Origin of the sequence: Actinacidiphila cocklensis, from assembly GCF_907177275.1 — a bacterium.
In the GTDB taxonomy this organism is placed as follows: domain Bacteria; phylum Actinomycetota; class Actinomycetes; order Streptomycetales; family Streptomycetaceae; genus Actinacidiphila; species Actinacidiphila cocklensis.
Genome location: NZ_CAJSLV010000043.1, coordinates 150,667 through 166,704, shown reverse-complemented (window position 1 = coordinate 166,704; position 16,038 = coordinate 150,667). Strand labels below are relative to the sequence as shown.

13 protein-coding genes and 4 pseudogenes are annotated in these 16,038 nt (G+C 69.4%); 7 read left to right on the top strand and 10 right to left on the bottom strand.

The annotated features are described in order from the left end of the window. Nucleotides 1-169: 169 nt before the first annotated feature. Entirely contained in the window at nucleotides 170-1,801 is a 1,632-nt protein-coding gene (locus NFU81_RS07505) for an SWIM zinc finger family protein (protein ID WP_251486321.1), read from the bottom strand. A 652-nt stretch (nucleotides 1,802-2,453) separates the two neighbouring features. Between NFU81_RS07505 and NFU81_RS07500 the strand changes: the two genes are divergently transcribed. Further along, entirely contained in the window at nucleotides 2,454-3,092 is a 639-nt protein-coding gene (locus NFU81_RS07500; RefSeq protein WP_251486319.1) for a DUF4304 domain-containing protein, read from the top strand. Nucleotides 3,093-3,143: 51 nt separating this feature from the next. On the opposite strand, the pseudogene NFU81_RS07495 reads toward NFU81_RS07500, so the two are convergent. After that, nucleotides 3,144-4,018 (bottom strand): annotated as a pseudogene (locus NFU81_RS07495) (IS5 family transposase). A gap of 95 nt (nucleotides 4,019-4,113) precedes the next feature. Further along, nucleotides 4,114-5,001, bottom strand: coding sequence for a helix-turn-helix transcriptional regulator (locus NFU81_RS07490; RefSeq protein WP_251486316.1), 888 nt, complete (start codon nucleotides 4,999-5,001; stop codon nucleotides 4,114-4,116). Between the two features lie 125 nt (nucleotides 5,002-5,126). On the opposite strand from NFU81_RS07490, the gene NFU81_RS07485 reads away from it, so the two are divergent. Next, nucleotides 5,127-6,512, top strand: a complete 1,386-nt coding sequence (locus NFU81_RS07485; protein WP_251486312.1) for an MFS transporter — start codon at nucleotides 5,127-5,129, stop codon at nucleotides 6,510-6,512. Between the two features lie 133 nt (nucleotides 6,513-6,645). Here the strand turns inward: NFU81_RS07485 and NFU81_RS07480 are convergent, their stop codons facing one another. Further along, a complete protein-coding gene (locus NFU81_RS07480) occupies nucleotides 6,646-6,987 on the bottom strand; it encodes a hypothetical protein (RefSeq protein ID WP_251486310.1) in 342 nt (113 codons plus the stop codon). A 76-nt stretch (nucleotides 6,988-7,063) separates the two neighbouring features. Then, nucleotides 7,064-7,159 (bottom strand): annotated as a pseudogene (locus tag NFU81_RS41225) (IS5 family transposase); the annotation flags it as partial. A gap of 124 nt (nucleotides 7,160-7,283) precedes the next feature. Between NFU81_RS41225 and NFU81_RS41220 the strand changes: the two are divergent. Then, nucleotides 7,284-7,426 (top strand): annotated as a pseudogene (locus tag NFU81_RS41220) (IS256 family transposase); the annotation flags it as partial. A gap of 50 nt (nucleotides 7,427-7,476) precedes the next feature. Here NFU81_RS41220 and NFU81_RS07470 read toward each other — a convergent pair. Both NFU81_RS07470 and NFU81_RS07465 read right to left on the bottom strand, forming a co-directional pair. Continuing rightward, on the bottom strand, nucleotides 7,477-8,445 hold the full coding sequence (locus NFU81_RS07470; RefSeq protein WP_251486307.1) for an alpha/beta hydrolase: 969 nt from the start codon (nucleotides 8,443-8,445) through the stop codon (nucleotides 7,477-7,479). Between the two features lie 100 nt (nucleotides 8,446-8,545). Continuing rightward, the gene (locus tag NFU81_RS07465; RefSeq protein ID WP_251486304.1) at nucleotides 8,546-8,863 is read right to left on the bottom strand and encodes a putative quinol monooxygenase; all 318 of its coding nucleotides are present in this window, start codon (nucleotides 8,861-8,863) and stop codon (nucleotides 8,546-8,548) included. A gap of 143 nt (nucleotides 8,864-9,006) precedes the next feature. Between NFU81_RS07465 and NFU81_RS07460 the strand changes: the two genes are divergently transcribed. After that, entirely contained in the window at nucleotides 9,007-9,912 is a 906-nt protein-coding gene (locus tag NFU81_RS07460; RefSeq protein ID WP_251486300.1) for an AraC family transcriptional regulator, read from the top strand. Nucleotides 9,913-10,071: 159 nt separating this feature from the next. Beyond that, nucleotides 10,072-10,821, top strand: coding sequence for an SDR family oxidoreductase (locus NFU81_RS07455; RefSeq protein WP_251486296.1), 750 nt, complete (start codon nucleotides 10,072-10,074; stop codon nucleotides 10,819-10,821). 327 nt (nucleotides 10,822-11,148) lie between these two features. On the opposite strand, the gene NFU81_RS07450 is transcribed toward NFU81_RS07455, so the two are convergent. The 3 genes and pseudogenes from NFU81_RS07450 to NFU81_RS07440 all read right to left on the bottom strand — a co-directional run. Next, entirely contained in the window at nucleotides 11,149-11,784 is a 636-nt protein-coding gene (locus NFU81_RS07450) for a TetR/AcrR family transcriptional regulator (RefSeq protein ID WP_251486293.1), read from the bottom strand. Between the two features lie 208 nt (nucleotides 11,785-11,992). Next, nucleotides 11,993-12,928, bottom strand: coding sequence for an SDR family NAD(P)-dependent oxidoreductase (locus NFU81_RS07445; protein WP_251486290.1), 936 nt, complete (start codon nucleotides 12,926-12,928; stop codon nucleotides 11,993-11,995). 242 nt (nucleotides 12,929-13,170) lie between these two features. Then, nucleotides 13,171-13,431 (bottom strand): annotated as a pseudogene (locus NFU81_RS07440) (SOS response-associated peptidase family protein); the annotation flags it as partial. A 621-nt stretch (nucleotides 13,432-14,052) separates the two neighbouring features. Between NFU81_RS07440 and NFU81_RS07430 the strand changes: the two are divergent. Beyond that, entirely contained in the window at nucleotides 14,053-14,871 is an 819-nt protein-coding gene (locus NFU81_RS07430) for an SAM-dependent methyltransferase (protein WP_274038120.1), read from the top strand. Between the two features lie 143 nt (nucleotides 14,872-15,014). Next, nucleotides 15,015-15,584 (top strand): hypothetical protein, encoded by a 570-nt coding sequence (locus NFU81_RS07425; protein WP_251486286.1) that lies wholly within the window; start codon nucleotides 15,015-15,017, stop codon nucleotides 15,582-15,584. The last annotated feature ends 454 nt before the right edge of the window (nucleotides 15,585-16,038 follow it).

Below are 16,038 nucleotides of genomic sequence, written 5' to 3'. Positions count from 1 at the left end.
CGCGAACGCGTTCGTCACGGTCAGGTAGGCCAGTCGCAGCAGCACCTTGATCGTCATGCCGGGTGACCGCCGACCAGGCCAGGCCCTCCAAGCGACCGTCCCTGCTCAAAACGCGCACCTCGCACACCCCTTTCCACCAGGGTGGACGGGGTTATCGGCAGGGGCAGGGCTACAGGCCGTTGCTGTCCAGGATCTTCATCAGCTTCGGCTTGCGCTTGAGTTCGGTGCGCAGCGCGGCGGCGCGGCGGGCGTACCCTTCGGGAGTGCCAAGCCGTTCGTGGCAGGCGCGGATACTGCGCAGCAGCCGGGCGATCTCCTGGTAGGTCTGGTCGCCGGTCGACTGCTTCAGCGGTTCGAGCAGCCGCAGATAGACATCGAGCGCGTCGGCGGGGCGGTGGTCGCGTACACGGTCGGCCAGTGTGAGGAGCCGGCGGTCGTCGGCGCGCCCGGCGGCGGCCTCCCAGGCGGCGTCGACGTCGCCCTCGTCGAGCAGGACGTCGATGAGCGTGCGGTCGGTCTCCCCGAGCCGGGAGCCGGAGCCGCCGCGGCCCGCGTCCGCACGCAGCAGCTCCAGCGCGGCCTCGCGTTCGGTCTCCCAGCGGTCGCAGGCCCGAGCCGCCGACCGCAGCGACCGGTAGGTCCGCAGCGTGGCGTGTGCCCGGAAGCGTTCGCGCCGCGCGGCCAGGGCGTCGTCCGGCCGCCCGGCCCGTGCGTAACGGGCGCAGACCCATTCCACCAGCCCGTCGTCGATGTCGCGTCGCTTCGCGGCGGCCCGCAGACCACGCTCGGCCCACTCCAGGGCGTCTCCTGCGCGCCCGGCCTCGTCCAGTTCCTGTGCGATCCGCAGATGGGTGGCGCCGTCAGGGGCGGGAGCGGCGGCGTAGGCGGCGACCAGCGCGTCCACATCGCCCTGGGCTTTGAGCAGCCGCTCCCTGAGACGTGCCGCCTTGTCAGTGGGTTCCTCCCGCCATGCTTCGGTGGCCAGGCCGAGGGCCTGGGCCAGGCCGGCCGGGCCGAGGATGTCGCGGTAGTCGGCCGGGTCGACCGGGCTGATGCTCGCGACCGGGCCCAGCAGATGCCCGACGAGCCAGCGCGCGGTCGGCTCCGGAGCCGGACGGGCCGTGTGGCACGCCTGCCGGTGCACCGCCACCAGGTCGTGCACCGGCGTGAACAGCTCGTCCGGCTCGTCCGCGAGCTCGTAGACCCCGCCGAGCCGCCACAGCGCCCACCGCGCCCCGTCCACCGCCTCGGCCGCCCGCCCCGCCGCGATCAGCGCGCGCAGGACCAGCGCAGCCTCGGTCACCTGCCGGACGTACGCGTCGATCTCGTCGGAGTCGCCGTACCCGTCGCGGGCGAACGCACCTGCGTTGAGGAGCCCTTTGACCCGGTCACGGGCGGCCGTACGGTCGGACCCTGCGACTTCGGCCCGCACCAGGAGGCGGCCGCGCAGCTCGGGGGCGGCGGCCGTCTCCTCGCCCAGCAACGCGAGCAACGCGTTCCGGTCCAGCGATTGCAGCCAGGGCGTCACCACGTCCTCGTCCTCGCGAGCGGGCCGCGCTACGGCCGATCGAGGTGCCGGGACCGTCTCTGCGAACTCCTGCGGTGCGGCCGGTTCGGCGTGCCGCAAGGCCGACAGGCCTACCGCGACGCAGTGCTTGCAGAAACGGCCCTCGGCGCCGTATGGGCAGTCGCACGACCCTTTGACCCCCGCCTGCTCCGTGACGACGAGTGTGACGCGGTACGTCTCCCGGCCCGGCACGGCGGCGCGTATCGTGCCCCCGCCGATCTCCAAGCCGCTCACCGCGCCTACGTACTCCTCGCCGCGGCTGAAGGACGTCGACCCAGCCGCGGCCCTCAAGTCGCCCTCGCCAAAGCCAGGTTGGCTGCCTACTCTCCGCGCCACCGGTCCATTCAAACCGATTCCGGCCCGCGCTGGAGCAGTTCGCGGCTACTTGCCGACGGGTCACCCCGCTCCTTCACCGAACTGACCACCCACGCTTGACACCTGGCGGAGTCGAATCCGCTTGGGGCCGCCCGCCGCCCGTGGACGACGCGTAATCCGTCAGGCCATGTGCTACCACGCGTTCAACGGCGCCTCCCGGGCTCGCCTTCAAGGGCAGCACATGGCCGATCCGCAGGCGCGTCTGTCCCGGCTGTCGCGCGGAACTCGTCGTCGCGGGCTACGACTTCGCCACGCCACGCCACGCCCCGGCGACGCGACACGAAGGCACGGTCCGTCGTCGCCACCGTGCTCGCGGATGCCTGACCTACGACAACCGCCCAGGCCACGGCTGCTCACGGCTCCCCTCCTTCCGGCTCAGGGCGTGTTGTGAAAGTGCTGGTCACGAACTTGTTGGCTGCGTAAAGCCGTTGCCAGCGGCTCGCCCCCCAAGTGCTCGATGGAAGGTGGGGGTCCCAAACGTCATCGTGAGTCTGAGGCCTATTGTTGGGGGATGTATGACCTCGACGTGGTTCTCAGGGGCCTGATGCGGGATGTTGGAACCACTCTGCGCCCGATGGGTTTTCGAGGTTCTGGCGGTGCTTGGCGACTGGTCACCCCCGAGGGTGCCGCCGTAGTCCAGAAACAAGGGTCGCAAAGCTCCGCCTGGGACGCCAAGCTGTTCTACCTCAACACGGCGGTGATCCCGACGGCGTGGTGGACGTGGAAGTACGAGAATGCCATCCCGATCACCAAGGCGAGTGAGTCCGATGGGATTCGAGTCCTCGAAGGTCGGGTCGAGTGCTCTCATACCGATCGCCACGGGCATCGGGGTTTCGCCGACCGGTGGCGATTGACAGCCGGCACGGACGTCGATCGGCTGCGTTCTGATCTCCTGGCTGCGGTTGCGCGAGCGGGGAGCCGGTTGGTGGACTTGCTGGAGCCAGGCTGCTACATCGATGAGCTGCTGGCCCTGCCGGAAAAACAGTGGGGTCATTGGCAGGCGTTGGTGGTGTTGCTCGCAGCCCGGGGACCATCGCCGGAGCTGGATGCGGCGTGTGTCGGGCTGCGCAAAGTCTCTGTCGACCGGCCCCTGGCAGCCGGGCACGTTGATCGGCTCGTCGAAATGGCACTGGCCCGCAAGTCAGGCTGACGGTTTCCCTTGCCGATCAGGCCGCGTCTCCAGGGGCTTGCGAAGCGCAGGTCACAGCCACTCGTTGATGGCTGCAACCAACACGGTTGCTTCATAGCGGACCGCCAACTTGTCATACCGGGTGGCCACCGCTCGGTGGTGTTTCAGCCGGTTGATCCCGCACTCCACCGCGTGGCGCTCCTTGTGGTCCTCCTTATCGAAGGCCGGCGGTCGGCCGCCACGGGAGCCGAGCTTCTTACGGTTGCGGACCTGGTCAGCCTTCTCGGGGATGGTGCATCCGATCCTGCCTCGGCGCAGGTAGGAGCGGTTCGCGCGAGAGCCGTAGGCTTTGTCGGCACGAACCCTGGCCGGTTTGGTGCGCGGGCGTCCGGGACCGGTGCGGGGGGCGCGGATACGATCGAGGACAGGCTGGAACTGGGAGCTGTCGTGCCGGTGCCCGGCAGTGACCAACAGGGACAGCGGCTTTTGCCCCTGCTCGGCCGCGAGGTGGATCTTCGTGGTCAGGCCGCCTCGAGAGCGTCCGAGGCCGTGGTCGTCCGGCTCGGTGCCGAACCCGCCGGGCGGCTCACGCCGCAGATCCCTTTTTTACGCGTGCCGGCGGCGTGCTGGTGGGCACGGCAGACAGTCGAGTCCACGCTCACGTCCCAGGTGATCAGACCCTGCGCGTCGGCCTGGACCTGCAGTTGCTCCAGGATCCGCTTCCAGGTGCCGTCGCGCTGTCACTGGCGGAAGAGGCCGTATATTCGGTCCCACGGGCCGTATCGCTCGGGGACGTCCGGCCACGGGGTGCCCGCTCGGGTACGCCACCGTATACCGTCGATCAGCTGTCGACGTGCCTACGTCCGCGGCCTGCCCGCCTTCTTCCCCATCGGCAGCAACGGCTCCAGCCGAGCCGGCTGCCGGTCTGTCAGATCCCCTCGCGCCACAACATGATCACCGCGATTCAAGATCCACTTTCGCAACAGGCCCTGATCGGATGGACCCATCCGATCAACTGCCCAACCGCTCACAGAGACACGCCCTAGCCCTGTCTCCGGGAGGGTGAGACGGGCGCCGTCTCGCCGGAACTGACGGACGGGCCGGAGGTGGCGAGGTCGAGGAGTGTCATCTTGTCGTGGTCCGGGCTGCCGGGCGGCGCCATGTAGATGATGAGGCGTTGGCCTTGTGCGCGGTTGAGGGACAGCCCTTCGTGCGAGAGCGTCATCGTGCCGACCTCCGGGTGTCGGAGCGTCTTCTCGCCGTCGCCGATCGTGTGCACCTCGTACCGCTCCCAGAGCCGGTTGAAGTCGGGGCTCTTGACGATCAGCTCACCTACGAGTGCGGCGAGATCCGGGGCATCCGGATCGGTGCCGGCGATCGCCCGCAACTGGGCGACGCACCCCTTGGCCTTCTGTTCCCAGTCCGCCCACAGCTCGCGGGCAGCTGGGTGCAGGAAGGTGTACCGGACGGTGTTCCGCTGCCGCTCCGGCCAGTCGGCGATGCCGTGGAGCAGCCGCAGCCCGCCGGGATTGGCCGCCAGCAGGTCGTTGGTGCGGCTCACGACGTACGCCGGGTTGGGCCGGAGCGTCTCCAGAAGCTGCGTGACGGTCGGTCGGACCCGCCGTGACGGCCGGGGACGGGGCTCGGGCGCACGCCGCGCCGCCCGCGCCGCCAGCTCGTGCAGGAAGCCGCTCTCCTCCTGGTTGAGGCGGAGCGCGTCGGCCAGCGCCTCGACCACGGAGGGGCTCGGATGGGTCTCCTTGCCGCGTTCCAGACGTATGTAGTAGTCGATGCTCACACCGGCCAGCGCCGCCAGCTCTTCCCGGCGCAGACCCGGCGTACGGCGGGTGCCGGTTCCGGCGGGCAGTCCGACGTCTGCAGGGCGTACTTCGCCACGGCGAGCCCGCAGAAACTTCCCGAACTCGGTCATGTCGTCATTCTGCCAGCGTGTGATCAGGGGTCCAGCCCGGAGCCTGGCCCTGTTACACCCACCCATGGCGCACCCCGGAAGATCACGGTCTGCCTCGCCCTCGCGAGCCTCACCAGTCTGGACGGATGACCACTCTTGAACCAGCCCGCGCCTCACAGGATGCCCGGCAACGCACGGCCGCACCGAAGCTGATCCTGGCGACCACGTTCATGGGCATCTTTCTGCTCAACCTCAACACCATGGCGATGAACGTGGCGCTGCCCGGGATCGGGCGGACCTTCGGCGGCAGCACGGCGGGACTGCAATGGATCGTGGACGCCTACACGCTGATGTTCGCCGCACTCCTGCTTTCTGCGGGCACGCTCTCCGACCGCATCGGGGCGAGCCGCGCGTTCGGCGCCGGAGTCGCGGTCTTCACGGTCGCCTCGGCGGCCTGCGGACTGGCGCCGGGGCTGGGCGAGCTGATCGCCGCCCGCCTGATCCAGGGGAGCGCGGCGGCGATCATGCTGCCCTCCTCGCTGGCCCTCGTCCGGCAGGCCTTCCCGGACGCGGCCGAACGGGCACGGGCCATCGCGCTGTGGACCGTTGGCGGAGCCGTCGCGGTTGCCGCCGGCCCGGTGGCTGGCGGGGTGCTGTCCAGCACTCTGAGCTGGCGGGCGATCTTCGTCGTCAACCTGCCCGTCGGCATCGCCACCCTCGCGGTGTTGACCCGCGCGGAGCGCTCGCCGCGCCGTGCCACGCCGCTCGATCCGTACGGCCAGCTCACGGCGATCGTCGCGCTCGCGGGGCTCACCTTCGCGGTGATCGACGGAGGGGAGAACGGCTTCGGCGAGCCCGTGGTGCTGGGCTGCCTGGGGCTCGCCGCAGTGGCGACGGCCGCGTTCATCATGATCGAGGCACGTACCGCCGCGCCGTTGGTCCCGCTCGACCTCTTCCGTTCGCGCACGGTGACGGTTTCGGTCGCGATCGGCTTCGTCGTCAATGCCGCGTTCTACGGGCTGGTGTTCGTGCTGAGCCTGTTCTTTCAGGACGTTCTGAACCTGTCCGTCATGGCCGCGGGGCTGATGTTCCTACCGATGATGGCCGTGATCGCCGGAGCCAACCTGGCCTCGGCCAGGGCTGCGGCACGCTTTGGGCCGCGGATGCCGATCGCCATGGGACAAGCGATCTTCGCGCTGGCGATGTTCGGCCTGCTCTGGATCGACGAGGGCACCAGCAGACCAGTGATCGCGGCGATGCTCATCCCGGTCGGCCTCGGCCTCGGTTTCTGCGTACCTTCCCTGACCGCCATCCTGCTGAACGACATCGCCGCAGATCGGGCCGGAATGGCCGCCGGGATCCTGAACTCCTTCCGGCAGACGGGCGGCGCGCTCGCCGTGGCCGTCTTCGGAGCCTTGGTCGCGGACCGGGGTGAGTTCATTGTGGGTCTGCGGGTCGCCTTGTGCGTCGCGGCTGTGATGCTGATAGCCACCACGGCCGCGGCCCTCATGCTGCCGCGCGGCCGTAGCTGACGGGACGGTGACGGGGATGTCTGGCGCGGGGCCCGGTAATGAACTCAACCTGAGGGAGCCGGGCGGCGCACGTCGTGAGGGCGCTCCTCACCACGCCTCGACCGGGTGAGGGGCACCCCGACCTTCAGATCGGCTAGGGCGTGTTTTGGAAGTTGCCGGTGTGCTGGGTGGGTCGACCGGGGAAGTCGCGGGCCGCCGTCCAGATGGTGAGGTCACGGGCGATCTGGTCGATGCTGGTCTCGGTGGTGACGTCGTGTTCGCGTCGGGCGGTGTCGCGGCGGACGACCTCGTACCCGCCTTCGTCCAGGACCGCGACGGAGGTGAACCAGGCTTGGTCGTCCTGGTCGGGCTGGATGACGACGAAGGTGTTGTCCGTGCCGTTGAGGTCATCGATCAGCATGAACAGCGCGTCCTCGGACGGGTCCTCGATGTGGTCGCCGCTCTCGCTCTCGGCCCCGTAGTACGCAGCCCCCATCGGCTCTGTCTCCCCTCAACCCACTGGCCTGATCGCCGCCAGAATGACATGCGGGACCGACACTCCCGGCAGGGCACAACCATTCGTTGATCGCAGCGATGAGGACGCTTGCCTCGAAGCGGACCGCGAGTTTGTCGATCCTGGTGGTCACTGCCCGGTTCGGTTGCGTCCGTGGAAGTGGTGTAGCGGGTTGGACCTGATCCGGGGGTTTGCTCCGGCGTCCGGGTTGGTGCCCGCATAGAGAGACGGCCACCGGCTGATCGTCGAAGTGTCTAGCCTCGAAGGAGATCAGCACGATGACCTCACCCGACAGTGTGCCCCTGCACGCCCTGACCGAGGAGAACTTGGCCTCGGCGACGCGGAGTACGGGCAGGTCAGCGACGAACGCGTCAACCACCGCAACGGCTACCGCCCGCGCGAGTGGGACACCCGCGCCGGCATCTTAAGCGCCAAGCTCATGCACACTGCATCATCAGGTTTTCGGCGGCGTTATACGGCGGGGTTCGTGGGCAGGACTCGGGCGAGCCAGTCGGTGCGGGTTCGGCGGGCCGTGGCCGAGATGTGTGCCTGCGGGTAGAGGGCGTCGAATCCGTGGAAGCCGCCTGCCCAGACGTGGAGTTCGGCCTGGCCGCCGGCCGCCCAGATGCGGGTGGCGTAGTCGGTGTCCTCGTCGCGGAAGACTTCGGCGGAGCCGGTGTCGATGTAGGTGGTCGGCAGGCCCGCGAGGTCGTCGGCCAAGGCGGGTGAGACGTATGCGGGTACCTCGTCGTCGGTGAGGTCGCCGAGGAGGCAGCGCCATCCGAATCCGTTCATCTCGCGGGTCCAGACCCCGGACACCCCGGAGTACTGGCAGCTGGAGGTGGTGGTGTTGCGGTGGTCGAGCATGGGGCCGATCAGGACTTGGGCGGCGATCGTCGGGGTGCCGAGGTCGCGGGCCAGCAGGGTGACGCCGGCGGCGAGGCCGCCGCCCGCGCTGGCGCCTGCGACGATGATCCGGGCGGGGTCGATGCCCAGTTCGGCGGCGTGGTCGGCGATCCAGAGCAGTCCCTGGTAGCAGTCGTTGACCGGGATGGTGCCGGTGGCCTCAGGAGCGAGCCGGTAGTCGACGGAGACCACGATGGCGCCGAACTCGTCGAGCCACTCCAGCGGGATGTCGATCTGTGAGAAGCGGTCGCCCATGACCATCCCGCCGCCGTGCATCCAGTAGACGCAGGGTGCGGCGGCGGTGCGATCGGTGTTCGCGGGGCTGAAGACGGACAAGGGGATCGGGGTGCCGTCCGGACTCGAAGCGGTGACCTCGTACCGGTCGATCGCGCGACCTTCGAGGAGGGGTTCGACGGGTATCGAGGAGAAGGGGCGTACCTGCGCCAGCACTTCCAGGCTGAGCTGGGACATCAGCGGCATGTCGGCCAGGAGTCCATGCAGTTCGGGGTCGAGGGCGGGGCGTGCTGTGGTCATGGTCGTTGCCTTTCGCGGGTGGTGGCGGGACGGTCGGGCCAGGGGCCGCCTCGGCGGGCACCGAGGCGGCCGGGGCTGGGGTGCGCGAGGTAGGCAGCGGTCAGAAGGCGGCTTTGCCGTGGACGGGGACGTAGTCGGTGTACTCGGAGTCCTTGGCGAGCAGCGGGTCGATCTGCGCCACGATGGCCTGGGCGGTCTCGCCGGCGAAGATGCGGTGGTGGTCCTCCTCGCTGGTCCAGCCTTCGGTGACGTGGACGACGTCGGGGTCGGACGCGGAGCGGGAGACGAGGTAGACGAGGCAGTGTTCGCTCGCGCCGGGGCTGCCTTCGTTCAGTCCGGTCAGCAGCAGGTCGATGAGCTGGTCGCCCATTCCGGGCCTGGCGGTCAGGGTGGCGTTGAAGCCGTAGTTGGCGATCATGGATTCCTTCTCTTCTGTGATGGAGCGCGGTAATTCAATTCAACCGGGTTGACCTGCGGAAACGTTAGACCGATACTCGTTCGTACTTGCACGATCCTCGCGATTATGGGAGCCATGGCCAGGAACGGTGCTGCAATGGACGCATGTACCTCGAAGAACTCCGCACCCTGCTGACCCGCCATGCGCGGCCCGACTGGACCACCGCCGTCGACGGCGTCCTCATCTCGAGGGTCGACCGTCCTGATCCGCCAGCACCCGCGATGTCCGGCACGCTCCTGGCCGTCATCGCGCAGGGCGCCAAACGCCTCGCCTTGGGCGAGAGGGTGTTCGAGTACGGGCCTGGGCAGTACCTGGTCGCATCCGTCGATCTGCCTGTCACAGGGCAGTTCACCCAGGCCGACCCCAAGCAGCCGGCGCTGGGGTTCGGTCTTGTCCTGGAACCGTCCGCCGTTGCCGAGCTGCTGCTTGAGGCCGGGCACGGAGACACCCCCCGCAGCAGCGGGGGCGCGCCGTCGGGGATCGCCGTCAGTGACGCTCCGGCCGCGCTGCTGGACGCGGTGGTCCGGCTGCTGCGCCTACTCGACGAGCCCCGCGACCGGGCCGTACTGGCGCCGCTGGTCAAGCGCGAGATCCTTTGGCGTCTGATCACCGGCGAGCAGGGTGCGACGGTTCGTCAGCTCGGCCTGGCCGACAGCAGCCTCAGCCACGTCTCGCGGGCCGTGCGCTGGATCCGCGAGCACTACGCGCAGCCCTTCCGGGTCGAGGACGTGGCGCGGCAATCCGGCATGGGCGTCTCCGCTTTCTACCGCAACTTCCAAGCGGTGACCGCGATGAGCCCCATCCAGTTCCAGAAGCAGATCCGGCTCCAAGAGGCCCGGCTGCTGCTCGCCACCCACCCCGGAGACGTCACCGGAGTCGGCCAACGCGTCGGCTACGACAACCCGTCGCAGTTCAGCCGGGAGTACCGCCGCCAGTTCGGCGCACCCCCCAGCCAGGACGCCGCCCGCCTGCGCCAGGCCGTACGGGCACCGGCAGGTGTCATGCCTTGAGCTGGGCGGGCAGCGCCGGAGGATCGTGCAAGGAGTAGCGAGGATAGTTCTACTATCTCCGCAGGTCACAGCGGTTCAATGGGATTACTGGTTCTCCCGCGGAGCAGGAAAATGCCTGTCCTCCCGGGTGGATCCCACCACATCGCAAAGGGTCACACCATGAAGACCGTTCTGATCACCGGCACCTCGTCCGGCTACGGGCGCGAGACCGCCCTCTACTTCCACTCGCAGGGCTGGAACGTCATCGCCACGATGCGCACTCCGCGCCCGGACCTCCTCCCCGATTCGGACCGGATCCGCGTCGTCGAGCTCGACGTGACCAAGCCCGAGAGCATCACCGCCGCCTTCGAGGCCGCGGGCCCCATTGACGTCCTGGTCAACAACGCCGGCGTGCCCTCGATCAGCGTGTTCGAGGGCACCCCCATGGCCCGAGTGCGGGAGGTCTTCGAGACCAACACGTTCGGCGTGATGGCGACGACGCAGGCGGTGCTGCCCCAGTTCCGCGAGCGCGGGTCCGGCGTGGTGATCAACGTGACCTCCAGCGTGGTCCTCGGGCACATGCCGCTCTCGGCCGTTTACAAGGCGAGCAAGATCGCCATCGAGGGGTTCACCTCATCCCTCGCCCTCGAACTCGCGCCGTTCGGCGTGCAGGCAAAGACGGTCGAGCCGGGCGCCTGCCTGACCACGAACTTCGCAGCCAGGGCAACGAACGGCGGCACCCTGGACGCGCTCGTCCCCGCGCCCTACGCAGCGTTCGTACAGAAGACCATGGACGACTTCACGGGCCAGGACGTGTTCACCAAGGAGAGCGACGTCGCCGAAACGGTGTGGCGCGCCGCGCACGACACGACCGGCCAGCTGCGATTCCCGGCCGGTCCCGACGCGGTCTGGCTCGCCCAAGCGAAGTGATCGCCGACATCCCCGCCGAGGCGCACCGGCAGGAAATGCCGGTCCGGGCCCATGCCGCCGTCTTTCCCGCCAGGCCCGGGGAGGTGGTTGCCGCGGGGGCCGACAGCATCTCGCACGCCAGCCTGCTGGTCCACCAGACCGCCCGGAGCGGCCCGGCCTGGCCGACCTGCTCGGATGCGATCCCGCAGGGGTCGACCACCTGGCCGTGGACGGCAAGACCGCCAAGGGCTCGCGCATCGGCACCTCCCCGGCCGCCCACCTGATCTCCGCCGTGCACGGGCGCCAGCGCGGAGCTCACGCCGCGGGTCGGACAGGGCGGCCGGCGTGCTACTCCCCGGCGGGACGCCGGTAGGCGCCGTACCACCAGATCCGGGCGAGTTCACGGGCGAACGCGGCGTCGCCGCTGCCGTCGTCGACCCGGATGTGGTGGGCGATCGCCTGGGCGCCGCCCCAGACGATGATCCTGCTCGCGGCGACGGCTTCGAGGTCGGCGGTGGTCGAACCCGCGGCCTGCTCCGAGCGGAGGGTGCGCAGCACCGTCTCGTCGAATCCTTCGAGGTCGGCGCTGTAGAAGTCGCTCACCGCGGATTCGTAGGCCGCCGCCTCCCGGACCGCGGTGAGCACGCCTTGGTGGGCGCGGTGGATCCTGATCACTTCTTCGAAGTACGCGGCGAAGCGGTCCGCCCCGTCCCCCGGGCCCGCCGGGTCCCACTGCCGCGCAAGTGCCAGCACCGATTCCCTCAGGTCGTCGGTGAGGCGTGCAAGGACGTCCGCCTTGCTCGGGAAGTGTGCGTAGAAGGTCGCCCGGGACACGCCGGCCTCCTCCAGGATCCGCTGGACACTGATCTCGGAGTAGGCCTCGCCGGAGTCGAGCAGCCGCTCCAGGGTGGAGATCACCTGGGCCCTGGTGGCGGCCGAACGCGCGGCGTGGTGGTCGGCCTGGCGTCGGGTCACGGGTCTCATCGGCACCTTCCAGTCTGTCGTCGCACGCGGACCGGTCCCGGCTTCGCGCGGGGGCGGCGGGCGGAGCCGCGGTCCTCGGGTCAGTCCATCAGAACCGGGTCCCGCTGTCTCCGCCCGCCCCCGTTCCGGGCGCGCCCCCCCGCGCAGGGCCGTTCTTGCCCGCCCCGCCCTGAGGCCAGAACGGGACCGCGCGCACGGCGGCGCCGCGTCAGCGCACCACCGGGAGGGCGTGGTCCCACAGCCGGTCCGCGGCGTCGGGGTCGACCGACCACTTCGCGACTCCCGCCATCACGTCGGGGCCTCCGTCGACCACCTCCGACTCCTGGTTGTCCTCGAAGTACCGTCCGGTCACCCCCTTGAGGAGCGGTGACGCCGCCAGCAGCACGGTGGTGGCCGCTCCCTGGGCCGGCGTCTTGAAGAAGTCGGGGGTCACGAGGTTGCCCTCCGCGTCCATCGCGCCCAGCGCCTGCATCGTCGCCTTGTCGAGGTGGCGTGTCAGGTTGGTGTGGATCCACCCGGGCGCGCACGCGTTGGCCGTGATCCCGTACTCCGCCCAGCGCCGGCTGATTCCGACGGCGAGCAGCACGTCGGCGGTCTTCGACTGCGCATAGGCGACGAACGGGTCGTAGGGGCGGTGCTCGAACTGCGGGTCCTCGAAGTCGAACCCGGCGCGCAGTTGGGCACCGGAGCTGACGACGGCCACCCGCGGGTCGTCGACCTCCTGGAGGGCGGCACGCAGGCCGACAGCCAGGGCGAAGTGGCCGAGGTAGTTGGTGGCCAGCTGCATCTCCCAGCCCTGCACGGTGACCTGGCGGGTCGGGAGCATCATCACGCCCGCGTTGGCGACGAGGCCGTCGAGCGGTCCGCTCCACGCGTCGCAGAAGGCGCGGACGCAGGCGAGGTCGGCGAGGTCGAGCGCGACGGCGCGGACACCCGGGAACTCCGCCACCAGGGGCTGGGCCGCGGCGGGGTCGCGCGTGGCCACGGTCACCTGTGCTCCGGCGCCGGCGAGCGCGCGCACCGTCTCGGCACCGAGGCCGGAGGACCCTCCGGTGACGATCATCCGGCGGCCGCTCAGGTCGACCCCGTCGAGCACCTCCGCGGCGGTGGCCCGTATCCCGAACGGCGTGGTTGTCAGCGTCATACCTGTGCCCTGTCGTGAGAAAACGTGGTTTACAGCGCCGGACGACGTCTGAGCAGCGCTTTGGCGGCACCGTCGCCCCGCGATAACCATACAGCGTGTTCGGACATGCAGATCAGGTAGTGACACGGCGGGCGGCGGGTGGGGAATGACCGTCCGAGCGCGGCGCGGGCGCAGGCCGCGCGCAGGCCACGGCGCCCGCACCCACTTTGCGGACACACGGCCTACTTCTGGAGGCGGCCAGGTCAGTCATCGCCTTGCGTGGCAGCGTCGACCTCCTCAAGCAGGTCCGGGTTGTTCACGCCAGGTTTGTTGACATGGGTGGACACCGGCCGTACGTCGAGGGGCCGCGCCGCGGGGTCGGCGAGGAGGCCCGTGATCTCCTCAGGATCCTGAAGGGACGGGTCGAGCCGGTGGGCGATGTTGTCCGGTGCGACCGTGAGCGGCGTCCGCGGATGGACGCCGCCTGCCGCGTCGGTGGCCTCGGGAGTGATGATCGTGCAGGTGAGCCTGCGCCTGCCGAGAAGGTCATCCGCGCAGGGCGGGTGTTGGCGATGCGTTGGTGGGGCGGTGGGCGTTGTGGTGTTCTTCGAACTCCCGTAGGGCGTGGAGAAGGTGCCGGTGGTTTCAGATGAGGGTGCGGTCGAGGAGTTCGCGTCGGCAGGTCTGCACCCACCGTTCCATGATCGCGTTCATGCGCGGCATCCGGACCCCGCTGAGTACGACCTGGATCCCCGTGTCGTTGAGGGGTGGCGTCGAACAGGGCGGGGAACTTCGCGTCGCGGTCACGGATCAGGAACCGTGCCCGGCAGCCGGCGTCCTAGAGGTCCGTGACGAGGTTCTTCGGGGCTTGGGTCACCCACGAACGGTGCAAAGTCTGATCTGTAATTTCCAGAATCGTTCCTACATGCTGCCGCCCGCACTGACCCCATGACAAACTGCTTGTCAGTCAGGGGAGTTGAGGAGGCGCTGCGGTGATGGACCCCCGGCCGGGCGGAGCCCCGACCGTCCTGCGCATGGTGCTGGGCAGGCCCCCTCGGCTGAGCACTTGCACGGCACACGCACCACGTAGCACCAGACTGGGGACTTCGCGCAGCAGCGAGGCCACGACGGACCGGAGAACGGCGTTGACAGACCAGGGCTTTCCCACAGCGGAGATCGACACGAGCAGGCCGCACCCTGCCCGCATGTACGACTACTACCTCGGCGGCAAGGACAACTACGAGGTGGACCGCGTGGCCGCCCAGCAGGTCATCGACCTGTTCCCCGACGCGGTGCCGTCGGCGCTGGGCAACCGGGCGTTCATGCATCGGGCCGTGCGGTTCCTGGCGGAGAGCGGCGTCCGGCAGATCATCGACATCGGCACGGGTATTCCCACCGCGCCGAACACCCACCAGGTGGCGCACGAGGTGTCCCCGGATATCAAGGTGGCGTACGTCGACAACGATCCGATCGTGGCCACGCACGCCGGGGCGCATCTGCTGGGTGCGGGCAACACCGGGTTCTTCCTGGCCGACCTGCGTGACCCGGAGAGCATCTTGAGCCATCCGACCATCGGCAGGCTGATCGACTTCGACCAGCCGGTGGGTCTGATGCTGGTGGCGATCCTGCACTTCATCCGCGACGACGAGGACCCGGCCGGTCTGGTCGCGGCCTATCGGGACGCGCTGCCCGCCGGCAGTCGAATGGTCCTCAGCCATGCAACTGCCGACTTCCACCCGCCGGAGACGGGTTCGGGGGACGCCATCGACGTGTACCGGCAGAGCAAGGCCACCGCCACCTTCAACCTCAGGGCGCGCGCGGAGGTGTTGGGCCTGTTCGACGGCTTCGAACTGGTGGACCCCGGACTGGTACAGCTGCCGCTGTGGCGCCCGGACGGCCCCGCGCCCGCCGAGCAGGAGCTGGCCCGCGTGGGCATCTACGGCGGTGTCGGCATCAAGAACTGAACCTGTCCCGCGTGAGAATGCGGGTTAGGGACGTTGAGCTGCTGTGCTTTCCTGCGGGGTGACTGGCGTTTCGGACGTGATCGATGGTCATGCGTTGGTCGTGGACCTATCTGCTGGCACGCCGATCCCTGGAGTCGGCGGGCTTGAGGCTGCTGGGCAGCGGGGCGAAGGACGTCGAGCTTCTGGTGCTGCGCCACCAACTTGCGGTGCTGCCACGCCATGCCGGCCGGCCGAAGCTGGAGCCGGCCGACCGGGTACTGCTGGCGGCCTTGTCGCGGTTACTGCCCAGGGAGCGCTGGAGCAGCTTCTTCGTGACACCGACGACGCTCCTGCGGTGGCAACGCGAGCTGATCGCGGACAGGTGGACCTACCCTCCCAAGCGTCTGGGCCGACCACCGATACCTGACACGACACGGGAGTTGATCCTGCGCCCGGCCCGCGACAACCCGCTGTGGGGCCATCGGCGGATACAGGGCGAGCTGTCCCGGTCGGGCATCACCGTGTCGGCAGCCACTGTGCGGGCCGTCCTGCGCCAGGGCGATATTCCGCCCGCGCCCCAGCGGGCGCGCGACACCTGGTCCTCCTTCCTGCGAGCCCAAGCCTCGGGTCTTCTGGCCTGCGACTTCTTCCCGTGGACACCGCGTTCGGTCGACGTCTCCATGCGCTGTTCGTCATTGAGGTGGAGTCACGCCGGGTGCACATTCTCGGTGTGAACGCCCACCCGAAGCAGGACTGGGCGACTCGGCAAGCCAGAACGCCGACTATCAGGCGTACGTGGCCGACGACCCGGACCTCGCCACCGTGATCGCGCACCGCGAGCCGCCGCCACCGCCCGGGCGGGCGCACTGGGCCTGCGCGTGACGTCAGGGGCGGCGGGGCGGTGTCGCGGAAGGCGGCCTGGACGCCGGCCTGGAAGCGGGACGGCTCGGTCCCACAGGTTCGCGAAGAGCAGGGCGAGCGCGTCGAGCAGGGCGGACGAGTGCACCACGACGATGGCCTCCGGCTCGTCGCTCCCGCTCATCGTCGACAACCGGCTACTGATCATGGCAGTGAGCTCGCGCGGGGAGGAGGCGTGGGTCATGTCCGCTCGAGTGGTCGTCGATACACCACCCCATCGGACGTGACCCGCATCCGGGATCCCAGCACGTCGGCGTCACAGCCCGCCGT